We start from the raw sequence: 14,583 nt of genomic DNA, 5'->3' as shown, positions 1-14,583 counted from the left end.
CCTCACGCATTTCTGGAGTCGGCGGTGATGGCGGGCACCGTAGCAGAGACACCCGTCCCCTGGCCGAGAGCGGTCTCGATCTCGAAGTCCCCGGCCAGCCGGGTGACGCGCTGGCGCATCGCGACGAGCCCGAACCCGCCCGCGATCGACGGCTCCACCTTCTCCGGGTCGAACCCGGATCCGTCGTCGCGTACGTCGAGCACCACCACATCCTCCATGTACGACAGCGTGACCGCGACCCTGCTGGCGGAGGCGTGCTTGCCGACGTTGGCCAGGGCCTCCTGCGCCACCCGCAGCAGGGTCATCTCCACCTCGGCGTGCAGCGGCCTGGCGTCGCCGGTGACCGACACCGGGACCGGCACGCCCGACGTCCGCGACCAGGTGGCCGCGACGTCCTCCAGCGCGGTCGCGAGCTGGGCCTCCTCCAGCGGGGCGGGACGCATCGCCAGCACCGACCGGCGGGCCTCGTTGAGACTGTCCCTGGCCAGGCCGCGCACGGTGTTCAGCCTGGAACGGGCGGCGGGCACGTCCTCGATGACGTTCTCGGCGACCTCCAGCTGGGTGAGGATGGCGGTCAGCCCCTGGGCGATCGTGTCGTGGATCTCCCTGGCCATGCGCTGGCGCTCGCTGAGCACGCCCGCCTCGCGGGCGCGGGTCAGCAGCTGTGACTGCAGGTTCGAGTTCTCCTCCGCCAGGGCGGCCAGCTTGGTGCCGGTCGCCTTCAGCTGCGCGATCATCACCTTGCGCTGCTGGTTCTGGTTCGAGATGGTCTGGATGAACAGGCCGACGGTCGAGGCGATCAGGACGGCGACGAGGAAGGAGAAGACCAGCTCCCGCGGCGGCCGGGCCTCGGGGCGGGCGCCGACCAGGACGGCGGCCGTGGCTGCCACCCCCAGATAGGCCGTCCACCCGCGCAGCAGGGTGAACGCCTGGATGAACGCGCCCGGGCCGGCCACCGTGAACACCGAGTCGATCCTGATCAGCGCCGCGATGAAGGCGAGCATCACGACGAAGTAGACGATCGCCACCACCGGCCGCTCGATCCGGCTGAATCGCGACGAGACCATGAACCAGTGCCAGACCCCGGTGCACACCGCCAGGACCACCACGTCCGGCCGCCAGTCCCGCAGCAGGGCGAAGACGGTGGGCAGCAGGATGAAGAGGTACGGCAGGGCCGGCCAGGCACGGTCCCATCGCGAGACGTTGGGCTCGATGGTCGTCACCAGCGGAACGCCTTCAGCGCGACCCCGCCCGCGACGATGGTGATCGCGACCAGCACGGCCAGGGTGAGCGGGGACGCGGGCTGGCCCTCCCAGGCGGCGCGGACGGCCTGGACGGCGGGGGCCATGGGGGTGAAGTCGCCGACGGAGCGCATCGACTCCGGCAGCGTCTCGCGGGCGCTCATGGCGCCGGAGACGAAGACCATGGGGAAGAAGGCGGCCAGGCCGATCACCGTGGCGGCGCGGCCGCTGGGCACCAGGGCGCCGATGAGCAGCCCGATGGCGCCGAGGCTGGCGGCGCCGAGGATCCAGGCGAGGACGAGACCGGCCGGGTCGGCGGGCCCGTTCATGCCGTAGACGATCAGGCCGACGACGCCGAGCAGCAGGCCGCCGAGCACGGCGAGCAGCATGTGCGCGACCCACTGGGCACCGAAGATCATGGTGGGGGAGGCGGGGGTGGCGCGCAGCCGCTTGAGCACGCGGCGCTCGCGGTACTGGGCGAGCGTGGCCGGCAGGACGACCAGCGAGGCCAGGCCGATGACGAAGACGCTGAGCATCGGGACGACGGCCTCGATGATGGGCAGCCCGCTGGGCAGCGAGCCGCCGTTGCGCATCTTGATCCACAGGATGACCATGGGGAAGGCCAGGGCGAAGAAGGCGGCCATCGGGTCGCGCATGGCCAGCTTGAGCTCGATCGCGATGACGTTGCCGAGACCCTTCATTACACGGTCCTCTCGATGAGTGCGAAGTAGGCGTCGTCGAGGGAGCCGGAGGCGTCCCTGGTGAGGAGGTCGCCGGGGCTGCCCAGGTGGGCGACGCGCCCCTTGTCGATGACGGCGATGCGGTCGCAGAGGGCGTCCGCCTCGTCCATGAAGTGGGTGACCAGCACGACGGTGACGCCGCGGTCGCGCATGGCGCGGATCATGTTCCAGGTCATCCGGCGGGCGGAGGGGTCCAGGCCGGTGGTCAGCTCGTCGAGGAAGACGACCTCGGGGTTGCCGACCAGGGCGAGCGCGATGAACAGCCGCTGCTTCCAGCCGCCGGACAGGCCGGAGAAGCGGGCGCGCCTCTTCTCGGTCAGCCCCCACTCGTCCATCAGGGCGTTCCAGTCGGCGGGCTTGTCGTAGAAGGAGGCGTACATCTTCAGCGCCTCGCCGACCCTGATGGCGTCGGGCAGCGCGGCCTCCTGCAACTGGGTGCCGATGCGCTGGAGCAGCTCGCGCCGCTGCGTCCGCGGGTCCATGCCGAGCACGCGCAGGGTGCCGCCGTCGGGCGTGCGCAGCCCGGACGCGCACTCCACCACGGTGGTCTTGCCGGCTCCGTTGGGGCCGAGGATGCCGAAGATCTCGCCTCGCTCGACCGTCAGGGTGACGTCGTCCAGTGCCTTGTGTGTCCCGTAGCTCTTCTGCAGGCCGTTGATCTCGATGACTGTCATGTGTCGAGAATCCCCGCTGTGCCGGGCCTTCGTAATCCACCGAACGGTTGATGGGGGTCGGCCGATCCATTCGGGGTTCCGCCGGTGGAGGCGGCGCGCCGGGCCGCTGACCAGGAGCGGACCACCCTAGGGGTATCGAAGGGAGTAGAGACGGGGTTCCGAAGGATGAATATCGCAAACCCTGCCGATCTCGAACCCTATGGAGCATGAGCGACTCAGCAGTACGTGTACGTGAGCTGCGTAAGAAATACGGCGACCTGACCGCCGTCGACGGCATCGACCTGGACATCGCCCGGGGGGAGGTCTTCGCGCTCCTGGGCCCGAACGGCGCCGGCAAGACGACCACTGTCGAGATCATGGAGGGTCACCGCCGCCGGGACGGCGGTGAGGTCAGCGTGCTCGGCGAGGATCCCGGCAAGGCCGGACGCCTCTGGCGGTCCAAGCTCGGGATCGTGCTGCAGTCGGCCACCGACGCCGCCGAGTTCACCGTCCGCGAGACGGTGCACCATTTCGCGAGCTACTTCCCGCGCCCGCGCGACCCGGACTCGGTGATCGAGCTGGTGGGCCTGTCCGGCAAGGCCGACGCCCACATCCGCCACCTCTCCGGCGGCCAGCGGCGCAGGGTCGACGTGGCCCTGGGCGTCGTGGGCAACCCCGAGCTCCTCTTCCTGGACGAGCCGACCACGGGGTTCGACCCCGAGGCCCGCCGCCAGTTCTGGGGCCTGATCTCGCTGCTCGCCGACGAGGGCACCACCATCGTGCTGACCACGCACTACCTCGACGAGGCGGAGGCGCTGGCCGACAGGGTGGGGGTGATCGCGAAGGGCAGGGTCGTCGCGCTCGGCGAGCCGGCCACGCTGGCCGGCCGCGACCGGGCGGACGCGACGGTCAGCTGGTCCACCCCGGACGGCGAGCGCCGCGTGAAGACCCCGACGCCCACGAAGGTCGTCGCGGAACTCATCGCGCAGTTCGACGGGGAGATCCCCGACCTGAGCGTCAGGCGGCCGACTCTCGAAGACACCTACCTAGGCCTTATCGGAGAGCAGTTGTGACAACCACGTTGCCGATGCAACCCACGCAACCGACGCCACCGACCGACATCCGACCGGCGCAGCCGGTGCGCCTGCCCAGCGTCGGCCGGCTCACCCTGAAGCGCGGCGCGATGGAGCTCAAGGGCTTCTTCCGCACCAAGAGCCAGTTCATCGTCATCTTCTCGCTCCCGGCGATCATGCTGATGCTGCTGGGAGCCATGTCGTCCAGCAGGCAGGGACTGCCCGGCATCACGGGCGCCCAGATCCTCACCGCCGGCATGATCGGCGCCGGCATCATGGGCACCTCCTTCCAGAACCTGGGCATCAACATCACGCTGGAGCGCCACGACGGGACGCTCAAGAGGCTGTACGGCATGCCCATGCCGCGCATGGCCTACTTCGGCGGGAAGATCATCCAGGTCCTGGTGTGCATGGTCGCCGAGGTCATCCTCCTGATCGCGGTCGGGGTGCTGATGTTCGGCGTACAGCTGCCCACCACCGTCACCCAGTGGCTGACGTTCACCTGGGTCCTCATCCTCGGCGGCATGGCCTGCACGTTCCTGGGCATCGCGATCGGCAGCCTGCCGAAGTCCACGCGCGGGGCCAACGCGGTGATCACGCTGCCCTTCCTCATCGTGCAGTTCTGCTCCGGTGTCTACATCCCCTTCTCCGACGTGCCGTGGATCCTGCAGATCTTCGCGTCGATCTTCCCGCTCAAGTGGATGACCCAGGGCATGCGGTCGGTGTTCCTGCCCGAGCAGGCCGTGGTCCTGGAGCCGGCCGGCACCTGGGAGCTCCCGATGGTGGCCCTGGCTCTCGGCCTGTGGTGCGTGGTCGGCCTGATCCTGTGCCTGCGGACGTTCCGCTGGACCGCGCGCGACAGCTAGTCGTAGGGGTTAATTGGGGGTGCCTCCCGGAAAGCAGTTTTCTAATATGTGATAAAGGCCAATCCATGGAGGTGCCCGTGACCATAGCCCCCGGCTCGACACGAGAGGTTCACGCGGATTGCACGATTTCCGACCACGGCCCGTACGATGTCAATGTCTTTCTGCTCGGTGGACCCGCCGAATTCCCGGAGACCGCCCGATACCGGCGGCTGGACAAGGCGGACGGAAAGGTGAAGGTTCAGTACCGGAGCGGCTACGAGCACTTCGAGCGCACCGAGGAGCACTACCACTTCGAGGGCTCCTGCCAGGGGCTCATCTACCGGTGGACGACCAGGACGAGGATCGCTGAATAATCAAGGACCACAGACGCCCGCCTCCGTGCGCCGCGCCCCCTGAAATCCGGGCGCGGCGCTTTTCTGTGCGCCCGGGAACGCTCACCGGTAATACTCGCCGGTAATGCTCACCGGGAATCGAAAGTTGTAGACCGGGTGCTATTAAGGGTCACCCCGTTGTGGGCGTATAAGGGGCGGCGTAGCGTATTAAACGTGAATCGGTTATGCGGACCAAGGACAATCGTTCTCACTCTCGTGAGGGGTGTTCGGCATGGGGTTCTTTGAGAGAGACGCGGCGATGGCCTCCCTGCGGGGGCTCCTCACCGAGACCATCGAGGGGAGGAGCAGGGTCGCGATGGTGACCGGGGTGGTCGCCACCGGCAAGAGCGAGCTGCTGCACTCCTTCGCCGAGCAGGCCTACGACCGCGGGGCGCTCCCGCTCGTGGCGACGGCGTCGCGGGCGGAGAGCGACCTCCCGCTCGGCGTGCTGGGACAGCTCTTCCACAACGCCCCCCTGGGCGAGCGGCTGCGCGAGCGCGCGATGGACCTCCTGCGCGAGGGCGGCGAGCGGATGGAGACCCCGGTCGTCGAGGGGCTCTGCGGGGTGCTGCTGTCCCTGGCGGAACAGCTCCCGCTGGTGATCGTCGTCGACGACGTCCACGACTCCGACCGCGCCTCGCAGCTGTGCCTGTCGTACTTCATGCGCCGGGCCAGGTCGTCGCCGGTGATGACGGTGTTCGGGCACGCCGACTACCCGCACCAGGCGGACAGGTTCTTCCCCACCGAGATCATCAGGCAGCCGCACTGCACCGCGATCCGGCTGCGCCCGCTCTCGCGCGACGCCGTGCTGAGCGTGATGAGCGAGCGCCTGGGACACGAGACGGCCGAGCGGCTGGTGCCGGAGTGGCACGACCTCAGCGGCGGCAACCCGATCCTCCTGGACGGGCTCGTCGAGGACTTCGCGAGGAACGGCACGGGAGCGCCGGCGGAGAGGTACGGCGAGGCCGTGCTGTCCTGCCTGCACCGCGTCGATCCGGCCCTGCTGGACGTGGCCAGGTGGGTGGCGGCGATCGACGACCCCGCGCTCGTCCACCGGCTGGCCCGCTCGGACACGCCGTCGGTCCCCCTGTCGATCCGCTGGCTGGAGACGGCGGGCCTGCTGGCCGACGGCCGGTTCCACCACGAGGCGGGCGAGGAGGCGGTCCTGGCCGACCTCGGGGCCGACAAGCGCCAGTACATGCACCGGCGCGCGGCCGAGCTGCTGAACGCCGAGGGCGCCTCCGACCTGGCGATCGCCGAGCAGCTGAGCAAGGCCGACGACGCCGACGCCCCCTGGGCCGTGCCCGTGCTGCGCTCGGCGGCCCGCCGCAGGCTGACCGACGGCGAGGTCGAGTCGGCCGTCGACTACCTCAAGCTCGCCCTGCGCGGACGCGTGGACGACCACGAGCGCACGGCGATCGCGACCATGCTGATGCGCGCCGAGTGGCGCATCGACCCGAAGACGCCGATCAGCCACATGGAGGAGCTGACTGACGCGCTGCACAACGGGAGCCTGCGCGGCAGTGACGCGATCATCCTGGCCAGGGCGCTGCTGTGGCACGGCAGGGTGGACGTCGCCCGCGACGTCCTGGAGCGCGCGGCGGAGTTCGGAGACACCGACCCGCACACGGTCGCGGAGGGTGTGAGCACCAGGATGTGGCTGCGCTGTTCCGCGCCGCCGCTCCTGGCCCACATGAGCAGCTGGGCGGGCAAGAACGTCAGCGAGGCGGTGCTGCCGTTCCAGGTGAGCCGGCGCCTGGAGTCGATCAACGCGCTGGCCGGCGTGCTCACCGGCGGTCCCCACGACCAGATCGTGACCACGGCCGAGCGGATCCTGCGCGGCTCCAACCTCGACGAGATGTCCATGGACACCGTGGAGAGCGCGCTGCTCGCCCTCGTGTACGCCGGGCAGTCCAACCGGGCGGCGCCGCGGTGCGACGCGCTGATCGGGGAGCTGCGTTCCGGGGGCTCGCCCGCCCGCCGGGCGCGCCTCACCGCGATCCGGGCGGAGATCTCGCTGCGCCAGGGAGAGCTGGAGGAGGCCGCGTCGTACGCCCGCCTCGCCCTGGAGATCATCCCGCCGGGCAGCTGGGGCGTGGCCGTGGGCGGGCCGGTGGCCACCCTCATGCTGGCCGCCACCGCGATGGGACGCTACGACGAGGCGCTCGCGCAGCTCAACCAGGCGTTCCCCGAGGCGATGCTGCGGACCAGGTGCGGCGTGCGGTTCCTGCAGGCCCGCGGCCGGTACCAGCTCGCCGTCGACAACCCGGTCGCGGCGCTGCGCGACTTCCGGCTCTGCGGGGAACTGCTCACCGCCTGGAAGATGGACACCCCGGGGTTCGTCGCCTGGCGTACGGACGTGGCCGAGGCCCTCATCGCGCTGGGCAGGCACGACGAGGCCCGCGAGCTGGCCGAGGAGCAGCTGAGCCGGTCGTGCGCCGGTTCGGAGCGCACCGACGGCGTCGCGCTGCGGGTGCTGGCCGCCACCAGCGAGGCACGGCACCGGCCGATGTTCCTGCGCCAGGCCTCCGAGCACCTGCAGGCCTGCGGGGACCGCTACGAGCTGGCCAGGTCGCTGATCGACCTCACCGAGGCGTACCACGGCGTGGGCGAGTTCCGCAGGGCGGGCATCATCGCCAGCCGCGCGCGGACCCTGGCCCAGGAGTGCGGTGCCCGCCCGCTGAGCCGGGCGCTCGCCGACGAGGGCGGCGCGGAGGACGTGGACGGCAAGACGAACAGGGTGGTCGCCATCCTCAGCGACGCCGAGCGCAGGGTGGCCGGCCTGGCCACGGTGGGTTACTCCAACCGTGAGATCGCCGACAAGCTGTTCATCACGGTGAGCACCGTCGAGCAGCACCTGACGCGCGTGTACCGCAAGCTGAACATCACCCGGCGCTCGGACCTGCCACCGGACCTGAGGGCGCAGCCCGGCCGCGTTCCCGGTCTCGCCCGCGAGGGGACGCACCCGGCCAGGACGGCCGCCGGACGCTAGCGGCGCGACCGGCCGCCGGACGCTGGCGGCGTGACCGGCCGCTCAGAGGAGCGGCCGGTCCCGCATCGGCTGCGGCACTCTTCGGAGGAGCGGCCGTGGCACGATTCAGAAGAGCGGCCAGTCACGCACCAGCTGCGGCACGATCACGCAGGCGTGCAGCACGTACTGGGTGACCATGAAGACGGCGTAGGGCCGTCGCCGCCGCGGTCCGGGCGGGATCGGGGCGCGGCAGAGCAGGGCGACGGTGAGCCCGCCCAGGCACATGGCGGCGGCCGGGAGATGGAGCGACGAATCCCCCAGCAGCAGCACGGCCCCGGTGACGACGGTGGGCAGGGCGAGCGAGACGTTGACGATGGCCAGCCGCAGCGCGCGTTCGCCGTACACGACGGCGAACGTCACGCGGCCGGCCGCCGCGTCGCCCTCCAGGTCGGGCAGGTCCTTGGTGGTCGTGCCCACCAGGCCGGTCCAGAGCGAGGCGGCGAGGACGAAGACGATCAGCTGCGTCCCGCTGTCGATCCCTCCCGCGTAGGCGTGGGCACCGGCGTAGTAGGTCAGGATGCTGGCCGTCAGCCCGATCGCGACCGTTCCGCTGGTCCTGCGCTTGAGGTGGAAGGGCGGGCCGGAGTAGAGGTAGCCGAGGACCAGCATGGCGACGACCATCCCCACGCTCACCGGTCCCAGCGCGAGGCTGATCGCGACGGACGCGACCGCGGCCCCGGCCGCGACCGCGGTGGCGAGGGCCGGTGGCAGCTCACCCCGCGCGATGGGCCGGCGCGAGCCGTTGAACCGGTCCTCGTGCACGTCCGTGACGCCGTTGTAGAGATAGACGGCGAAGACGGCCAGCACCCAGGTCAGCGCGCTCCACGCGGTCCTGCCCAGGTCGCCCTCGTCGGCGACGGCGGAGCTCAGCGACGCCCCGGTGAGGAAGCGCAGCAGGAAGTTGAGCTGTACGGAGGGACGGGCCTCGGCCAGGCACAGCACGCCGTGGCGGAGGGAGGGAAACCTGGTGGAGGGACCGATGCTCGTCGTCATCACTGTCAGCCCTTCGTCAAACCGAAGATCAATGAGTGATCGTTTCCAGCCGTGTCCCCGACCGGGGCGCGTTCGTGGAAGGCGCTTGCCGGAGGGGGGTTTGTCGTAGATCGTCGCCAGGTTTCGATCCAGTGTCACACACGACACGCCCACCGAGACGTCCGATGTCTGGCCCGTGATGGCCGGACGGGCACACCGGCTCGAACTTTCGATACCCGAAATGATCCTTCGGTGCGGGACGGGAATTCTCCTGACCACTTGTCTTGACCGGGGAATTCAATCGCTATTTGGTAATGGTGAACATCCGAGGCAGTCGGATAATCTCAGTTAAGGAGATTGGGGAATGGGCGCGAACCGGCCTGTAGAGCGTTATTCCGATTTCACTCCCCTCGTTCTTCCCGACCGGACGTGGCCGGACAGGCGGATTGATTCGTCACCGCGCTGGCTGTCCACCGACCTTCGAGACGGTAACCAGTCACTCGCCAACCCGATGTCCCCGGCGAGGAAGCTCCGGATGTTCGAGCTCCTGGTCGACATCGGCTACAAGGAGATCGAGATCGGGTTCCCGGTCGCGAGCCAGGACGACCACGACTTCGTCCGCCTCCTGATAGAGGAGGACCGGATCCCGGACGACGTGTGGATATCGGCCCTGGTGCCGGCGCGCGACGAGCTGATCGAGCGCACCGTCCGTTCCCTGTCGGGAGCGCCCAGGGCCACGCTCCACCTCTACAACGCGACGGCCCCGCTGTTCCGGCGCGTGGTGTTCGGAATGGACCGGCGGCAGTGCAAGGACCTGGCCGTTCGGGGTACGGAGCTGGTGAAGAAATATGCCGACAAAGAGCTCCATGGTGGCAATTTCCGTTTCCAGTACTCACCTGAGTTGTTCAACGAGACCGAGGCCGACTTCTCCCTTGAGGTCTGCGAAGCCGTCATGGACGTGTGGGAACCGGGTTCCGACCGGCCGATAATCCTGAACTTCCCCACGACCGTGGAGCGTTCGCTGCCCTCCGTCTTCGCCGACCAGATCGAGTGGCTCGACCGTAACCTCTCGCGCAGGGAACACGTCTGCCTGTCCATCCACCCGCACAACGACCGGGGCACCGGGGTCGCCTCGGCCGAACTCGCCCTCCTGGCCGGCGCCCAGCGCATCGAGGGCTGCCTGTTCGGCAACGGCGAGCGGGCGGGCAACGTCTGCCTCGTGACACTGGGGATGAACATGTTCAGCCACGGCGTCGACCCCGGCATCGACTTCTCCGACATCGACAGGATCCGCGACACCGTCGAGTGGTGCAACGAGATCCCCGTGCACCCCAGGCACCCCTACGGGGGCGAGCTGGTCTACACGTCCTTCTCCGGCTCCCACCAGGACGCCATCAAGAAGGGCTTCGACGACCTGGAGCGCGACGCGGCCGAGGCCGGGACGAGCATCGACGAGCGGCCGTGGCGGATGCCGTACCTGCCGGTCGACCCCAAGGACGTGGGCCGCACCTACGAGGCGATCGTGCGGATCACCACCCAGTCCGGCAAGAGCGGCATCGCCTACGTCATGAGCGCCCGGTACGGCATGCGGCTGCCCAAGGAGCTCCAGAAGGACTTCGCGGCCGTGGTCCAGGCGAACGCGGAACTCCTCGGCAACGAGCTCTCACCCGAGCAGGTCCGGGAGTTGTTCGAGAAGGAGTACGTCTCCTCCGACGGCCCGGTCGGCGAGCCGTACGTGGCGGGGGGGCGGGTCGCCGCGACACTCCACCTCGACGGCGCGGGGGAGCACGACGCCAGGACCATCGGCGCCAAGCTCGCCCCCTGGGGCATCGACGTGCGCACCGTGCACCGCGCGGCCGGAACGGACCCGGCCGGAGGTACGGAGGCCGTGGTGTACGCCGACTGCCGGATCGGGGACAGGACGGTCTGGGGCGTCGGCGTGGACTCCTCCGCCGTGGGCGCGGCCCTGTCGGCGGTCGGGGTCGCCCTCAGGCGGGGCGGCAAGCGGGCGGCCGCCGTCGCCGCGCCGCACGTGTGACGTCTCGCACCCGCAGGTGTGACGTCTCGCGCCCGCACGTCTGATGTCTCGTAACACACGTCTGACGTCTGGTTCCGCGCGTCTGATCAGGGGCGGCGCACCCGTGGCGACGGCCACGAGTGCGCCGTTCGCGGTCGGCGGCATTGCGCCGGCCTCACATTCGCCGCCGCCGAGTTGCTGCCAATATAAAAATACTGACTATTTGTGAGATATTCAGTAAAGGGCCCTGGGATAATTGAGTTAGGCTCGGGTTTGCCGCTTGACTGCCCGGTTCACCGAGTGTCGGTTGCCTACTCGCCATCCATGAACCATGATGTGAACATCTGGGGAAAACCCGGAAACGCAGCAGGGGGCAGCAGGGAAGCAGGGGGCAGGATGGCGGAAGACGACGATGGAGTAGCCTACACGCAGAGTCCCTCAGCAGCTCTTATCGAAGAGTGCCGAGCGGATATCCTCGCCAAGTACGAACAGGACCTGGAAGTCGTCGGGAGCGTCCTTGTCCAGGACGAGCAGGCGAAAGCCCAGGTCATGGCGAACGCCAATCAGATCCTGACCGACATAGCCGCCGCGCTGGACAACGGTCTTCCTCACTCCGACGAGTCGTTCCGCTTCCTGTCCTGGGATATCGGCCTGACCAGGGCGGCCACCGGTGTCCATCCGAAAGAGTCCCTCCTGGCCGCCTCGGTGTTCTTCCGAGCGGCCTTCACCATTCTGAGCAAGTGGCTCCAGGACGACTCCGAGACTGACCGGCTGCTCAGGAACGTTGTCACCACACTGGAGCAGTCCGTCTCCCTCCGCATCAGGGAGGCCGCGACCAGTTACGCCGGATTCCTGCTCAGCAAGGTGCACGAGGCCCACGTGGCCGAGCGCGGCCGAATCGCGAGAGAACTTCACGACCGCATCGGGCAGAGCCTCAGCGTCGCCCACCGGCAGGCCGAACTCTGCGTCATGTACCGCACCAGCGACCCCGCCCAGGCGGTCGTCAAGATGGAGCGGGTGCAGGAGGCCATCCAGGAGGCCATGTGGCGACTGCGCCAGCTGACCTCCGACCTACACCCCCTCGAACCGATACAGAGCCTGGAGAAGGCGCTGCTCGCGCACCTTGAGGCCATCGGCGTCGAGGACATGACGGCGGAGCTGGTGGTCAACGGTGACGAGGTCTGGGCGACACCGGCCATCAGCGAGGAGTGCCTGCTGATCCTGAGCGAGGCGATCCGCAACGCGCTAAGGCACGGCCGGCCGTCGTCCATCTACATCACGGTCGACATCGCGCCGCACGAGCTGCGGGCGTCGGTGATCGACGACGGCTGCGGTTTCGACGTCAACACCCGTCCCGCGCACCACAGCCTCGGGCTGGCCTCGATCCAGGAACGCGCCGCCCTGCTCGGCGGCATGGTCACCATCAGCACCGAAGTGGGGCGGGGCACCCGAATCGATCTCGCCGTTCCATTACCGGGGTCCTTCGATGATCAAGAGTGACCACCCCATCCGGATAGCGATAGTCGACGATCACGCCCTGTTCCGCGAGGGGGTGCGAGAGATCCTGGAGGCGCAGGAGGACCTGGTGGTCGTGGGCGAGGCCGGCACCTCGTTCACCGCCCTGGAACTGGTCTCGCAGAAGCGCCCCGACGTCCTCTTACTCGACGTCGAGATCCCCGGCGACGCCGTCACGCACACCGTCTCCCGGGCGCGCGTCATCTCACCGGCCACCCAGATCATCATCCTGAGCATGTACGACGGGCCGCATCTCCTACGACAGCTGCTGTCCGCCGGCATCCGGGGCTACCTGCTCAAGACCGTGCACCGCTACGAACTCGTCGCGGCGATCAGGAGCGTGCACTACGAGCCCGACCGCCTCATCCTGGTCGTCTCCCAGGAGAGCCTCGCCCAGATGGAGACCGCGCGCACCGAGGTCCTGACGACCAAGGAGCGGGAGGTCCTCGAACTGGTCGCCCAGGCCTACAGCAACAGGCAGATCGCCTCCCGGCTGAACACCACGGAGGCGACGGTCAAGCGCCACCTGCGCAACATCTTCGTGAAACTCGGGGCGGCCTCACGCATCGACGCCGTCAACCGGGCGATCGACGCCTCACTGATCACACCGACCCGATAACTCCATCGGCTGGGCGACCGACGCCCCGCTGATCACACCGACCCGATAACTCCATCGGCTGGGCGACCGACGCCCCGCTGACCCCGTCGGCCGGGCGACCGACGCCTCGCCGACCACGCCCGCACGATGACCCCGTCCGCCCCCTGATCAAGTTCTGAGCGACCCCAGAAGGGCGCCGCGACGATTCTCCCGGGTTCACCGCCTCCCTACAGTGAAAATGTGAACGCCGAGGCTTTGATCGCGAACATCCTGCCCCCATGGGCGATGGCTGCCGACACCTTCGAGGACCACGCCGACGCCATGCTCTTTCCCGCCGAAGCAGAGGTGATCAGCAGGTCCGTGGAGCAGAAGCGCGCGGAGTTCGCGACGGCACGGATGTGCGCGAGGAAGGCCATGGGCGCGCTCGGCCTGCCCCCGCAGCAGGTGCTGCCCGGCGTACGCGGTGAGCCCCAGTGGCCCAAGGGCGTCGTCGGCAGCATCACCCACTGCACGGGCTACCGCGCGGCCGTGGTCGGCGCGAGCAGCGAGGGGCTCACGATCGGCATCGACGCGGAACCCGACAGGGGCATCGCCAGCGGGGTGCTGGAGGCCATCTCCAAACCCGAGGAGCGCGAGGCCCTCCGGGTCCTCGCCCGGGAGCACCCGGGCCCGTCCTGGGACCGCCTGCTCTTCAGCGCCAAGGAGTCCGTCTACAAGGCGTGGTTCCCGCTGACCAAACGCTGGCTGGACTTCGAGAGCGCGACGGTGACGTTCGACCCGATCCGCGGCACCTTCTTCGCCCGCCTGCTGGTGAACGGGCCCAGCCTGTTCGGCCGCCCGCTGACCGGGTTCCGCGGCCGCTGGATGGCGAGCGAAGGGCTCATCCTCACCGCCGTCGCCATCTCGGCACGCTCCGAACGGGCGCAGTACAGGGACCGGGCGCACTACCTGAGCCAGGCGCAGTACAGAGACCGAACGCGGCACAGAGTCTGAACGAAGCACAGAGTCCGAGCGCTGCAGAGAGCCCGACGCAGTACGGAGCCCGAGCGCGGTGCGGAGCCCGATCCACACCCGAGGTCATCGGTCACCACGTTCACGGAGGAACGCGTGATGAGGAAGGTCCTGATCGCCAATCGCGGTGAGATCGCCGTGCGGATCGCGCGCGCCTGCAGGGATGCCGGGCTGCGCGGCGTGGCGGTCTACGCCGAGCAGGATCTGGACGCGCTGCACGCCAGGATGGCGGACGAGGCGTACGCGCTGGGCGGCCGGTCACCGGCGGAGACGTACCTGAACATCGCCAAGCTGCTGCGGATCGCCGCGCAGTCCGGCGCCGACGCGGTGCACCCCGGCTACGGCTTCCTCGCCGAGAACGCCGACTTCGCCCAAGCGGTCATCGACGCGGGACTCACCTGGATCGGCCCGCCCCCGGCCGCGATCACCGCGCTCGGCGACAAGGTGCAGGCCCGCCACATCGCGGCCAAGGTGGGCGCGCCACTGGTGGCGGGC

Annotated in this window: 13 protein-coding genes; 9 read left to right on the top strand and 4 right to left on the bottom strand. The window is 69.1% G+C overall.

Annotation, left to right across the window (positions count from 1 at the left end; genetic code table 11):
- Nucleotides 1-2: 2 nt before the first annotated feature.
- Genes ACSC1Q_RS41440 through ACSC1Q_RS41430 form a run of 3 tightly spaced genes read right to left on the bottom strand, consistent with a single transcriptional unit; the run spans nucleotide 3 to nucleotide 2,655 of the window.
- Nucleotides 3-1,223: a sensor histidine kinase gene (locus tag ACSC1Q_RS41440; RefSeq protein WP_436764229.1), complete on the bottom strand. Its 1,221-nt coding sequence runs from the start codon at nucleotides 1,221-1,223 to the stop codon at nucleotides 3-5.
- Nucleotides 1,220-1,942, bottom strand: coding sequence for an ABC transporter permease (locus ACSC1Q_RS41435; protein WP_436764228.1), 723 nt, complete (start codon nucleotides 1,940-1,942; stop codon nucleotides 1,220-1,222). The genes ACSC1Q_RS41440 and ACSC1Q_RS41435 overlap by 4 nt, the downstream gene beginning before the upstream one ends.
- The gene (locus ACSC1Q_RS41430; RefSeq protein ID WP_436764227.1) at nucleotides 1,942-2,655 is read right to left on the bottom strand and encodes an ABC transporter ATP-binding protein; all 714 of its coding nucleotides are present in this window, start codon (nucleotides 2,653-2,655) and stop codon (nucleotides 1,942-1,944) included. The genes ACSC1Q_RS41435 and ACSC1Q_RS41430 overlap by 1 nt, the downstream gene beginning before the upstream one ends.
- Nucleotides 2,656-2,861: 206 nt before the next feature.
- Here ACSC1Q_RS41430 and ACSC1Q_RS41425 point away from each other — a divergent pair, with 206 nt between their 5' ends.
- From ACSC1Q_RS41425 to ACSC1Q_RS41410, 4 genes are all read left to right on the top strand, one after another.
- Nucleotides 2,862-3,707, top strand: a complete 846-nt coding sequence (locus tag ACSC1Q_RS41425; protein ID WP_436764226.1) for an ABC transporter ATP-binding protein — start codon at nucleotides 2,862-2,864, stop codon at nucleotides 3,705-3,707.
- Between the two features lie 14 nt (nucleotides 3,708-3,721).
- The gene (locus ACSC1Q_RS41420) at nucleotides 3,722-4,573 is read left to right on the top strand and encodes an ABC transporter permease (protein ID WP_436764225.1); all 852 of its coding nucleotides are present in this window, start codon (nucleotides 3,722-3,724) and stop codon (nucleotides 4,571-4,573) included.
- Between the two features lie 65 nt (nucleotides 4,574-4,638).
- The gene (locus ACSC1Q_RS41415; protein WP_436764224.1) at nucleotides 4,639-4,926 is read left to right on the top strand and encodes a DUF5988 family protein; all 288 of its coding nucleotides are present in this window, start codon (nucleotides 4,639-4,641) and stop codon (nucleotides 4,924-4,926) included.
- Nucleotides 4,927-5,176: 250 nt separating this feature from the next.
- A complete protein-coding gene (locus ACSC1Q_RS41410) occupies nucleotides 5,177-7,936 on the top strand; it encodes a helix-turn-helix transcriptional regulator (RefSeq protein WP_436764223.1) in 2,760 nt (919 codons plus the stop codon).
- A gap of 105 nt (nucleotides 7,937-8,041) precedes the next feature.
- On the opposite strand, the gene ACSC1Q_RS41405 is transcribed toward ACSC1Q_RS41410, so the two are convergent.
- Nucleotides 8,042-8,968, bottom strand: coding sequence for a UbiA family prenyltransferase (locus ACSC1Q_RS41405; protein ID WP_436764222.1), 927 nt, complete (start codon nucleotides 8,966-8,968; stop codon nucleotides 8,042-8,044).
- Between the two features lie 343 nt (nucleotides 8,969-9,311).
- On the opposite strand from ACSC1Q_RS41405, the gene ACSC1Q_RS41400 reads away from it, so the two are divergent.
- The 5 genes from ACSC1Q_RS41400 to ACSC1Q_RS41380 all read left to right on the top strand — a co-directional run.
- Nucleotides 9,312-10,985 (top strand): 2-isopropylmalate synthase, encoded by a 1,674-nt coding sequence (locus ACSC1Q_RS41400; protein ID WP_436764221.1) that lies wholly within the window; start codon nucleotides 9,312-9,314, stop codon nucleotides 10,983-10,985.
- 528 nt (nucleotides 10,986-11,513) lie between these two features.
- Nucleotides 11,514-12,464 (top strand): sensor histidine kinase, encoded by a 951-nt coding sequence (locus ACSC1Q_RS41395; protein ID WP_436764220.1) that lies wholly within the window; start codon nucleotides 11,514-11,516, stop codon nucleotides 12,462-12,464.
- On the top strand, nucleotides 12,451-13,098 hold the full coding sequence (locus ACSC1Q_RS41390; protein WP_436764219.1) for a response regulator: 648 nt from the start codon (nucleotides 12,451-12,453) through the stop codon (nucleotides 13,096-13,098). Before ACSC1Q_RS41395 ends, ACSC1Q_RS41390 begins: the two co-directional genes overlap by 14 nt.
- A gap of 219 nt (nucleotides 13,099-13,317) precedes the next feature.
- Nucleotides 13,318-14,070, top strand: coding sequence for a 4'-phosphopantetheinyl transferase family protein (locus ACSC1Q_RS41385; RefSeq protein WP_436764218.1), 753 nt, complete (start codon nucleotides 13,318-13,320; stop codon nucleotides 14,068-14,070).
- Nucleotides 14,071-14,187: 117 nt separating this feature from the next.
- A partial coding sequence (locus ACSC1Q_RS41380; RefSeq protein ID WP_436764217.1) for a biotin carboxylase N-terminal domain-containing protein occupies nucleotides 14,188-14,583 on the top strand: 396 nt, incomplete at its 3' end.

This window comes from Streptosporangium heterodermiicola (assembly GCF_051390675.1).
Classification (GTDB): domain Bacteria; phylum Actinomycetota; class Actinomycetes; order Streptosporangiales; family Streptosporangiaceae; genus Streptosporangium.
This window is presented reverse-complemented; position numbering and strand designations above follow the sequence as displayed.

Excerpts from the sequence above, each read along its gene's own strand:
- ACSC1Q_RS41420 (WP_436764225.1), top strand. The coding sequence starts at position 3,722 with ATGCAACCCACGCAACCGACGCCACCGACCGACATCCGACCGGCGCAG.
- ACSC1Q_RS41395 (WP_436764220.1), top strand. The coding sequence starts at position 11,514 with ATGGCGAACGCCAATCAGATCCTGACCGACATAGCCGCCGCGCTGGAC.
- ACSC1Q_RS41425 (WP_436764226.1), top strand. The coding sequence starts at position 2,862 with ATGAGCGACTCAGCAGTACGTGTACGTGAGCTGCGTAAGAAATACGGC.
- ACSC1Q_RS41400 (WP_436764221.1), top strand. The coding sequence starts at position 9,312 with ATGGGCGCGAACCGGCCTGTAGAGCGTTATTCCGATTTCACTCCCCTC.
- ACSC1Q_RS41410 (WP_436764223.1), top strand. The coding sequence starts at position 5,177 with ATGGGGTTCTTTGAGAGAGACGCGGCGATGGCCTCCCTGCGGGGGCTC.
- ACSC1Q_RS41390 (WP_436764219.1), top strand. The coding sequence starts at position 12,451 with ATGATCAAGAGTGACCACCCCATCCGGATAGCGATAGTCGACGATCAC.
- ACSC1Q_RS41435 (WP_436764228.1), bottom strand. The coding sequence starts at position 1,942 with ATGAAGGGTCTCGGCAACGTCATCGCGATCGAGCTCAAGCTGGCCATG.
- ACSC1Q_RS41430 (WP_436764227.1), bottom strand. The coding sequence starts at position 2,655 with ATGACAGTCATCGAGATCAACGGCCTGCAGAAGAGCTACGGGACACAC.
- ACSC1Q_RS41415 (WP_436764224.1), top strand. The coding sequence starts at position 4,639 with ATGGAGGTGCCCGTGACCATAGCCCCCGGCTCGACACGAGAGGTTCAC.
- ACSC1Q_RS41405 (WP_436764222.1), bottom strand. The coding sequence starts at position 8,968 with ATGACGACGAGCATCGGTCCCTCCACCAGGTTTCCCTCCCTCCGCCAC.